Source organism: Streptomyces tateyamensis (assembly GCF_003205575.1).
Classification (GTDB): Bacteria; Actinomycetota; Actinomycetes; order Streptomycetales; family Streptomycetaceae; genus Kitasatospora; species Kitasatospora tateyamensis.
Genome location: NZ_PYBW01000319.1, coordinates 1 through 674, shown reverse-complemented (window position 1 = coordinate 674; position 674 = coordinate 1). Strand labels below are relative to the sequence as shown.

Below are 674 nucleotides of genomic sequence, written 5' to 3'. Positions count from 1 at the left end.
AGATCAGGGGGGAACTTCACGCGGAGGATCACCCCTTCGTCGAGGATCACCTCCCAGCGTGTACCGTCGGGCCGCAAGATCAGGCTCTGGCGGCTCATCCGAGCCGCCAGGTTGCGTTCTACGTCCTGCTTGGCTTCAGGTAGTTGGGCGAGTCTGAGCACCGCACGTGCGTAGCTGCGAGTCTGAAGTAGCCCGGGGACGACATGGCCAGTGAACTCCTGGATCCCGACCGCCTGAGCCTCGTATCGCATGAACGCCTGCGCGTAGTCCGGATACCGCTCGCTCTCCACATGCGGCCACAGGTCCTGCAACAGCTCGTCCGTGTCAAGCGCCTGGTCCATCAGCTTCGACAGCTCCAGCGTCGGCCGGCTGCCCGTGTTCCGCTCGATCTGGTTGATCCGGGTGCTGTGCGTGTGGGTGCGGGTGCCGACCTGGGTCTGGGTCAGGCCCAGGCGTTCGCGGGCCTTCTTCGCGCGGTAGCCGTACAAGGCGGCAAGGGATGACGTGGGGTCAAGTTCCTCGCTCATGCGTTCACTTCCATTCCTTACCACCGCAGGAATAAGCCTCCACCCCCTGTGCATGGTAGTTGCGGGCGGCGACGCTTGAGGCACAGTCAGTAATAGTCGAGGAAGCGAAATCCGACCATGACCTCCAAGTACTACAGCGGCAGATCA

The 674-nt window shown here is 62.8% G+C and carries 1 protein-coding gene; it reads right to left on the bottom strand.

The window, feature by feature from the left end; translation table 11 throughout:
• Positions 1-527, bottom strand: a 527-nt coding sequence (locus tag C7C46_RS33565; RefSeq protein WP_181442685.1) for a helix-turn-helix domain-containing protein, incomplete at its 3' end; no start/stop codon positions are given.
• Positions 528-674 lie beyond the last annotated feature (147 nt).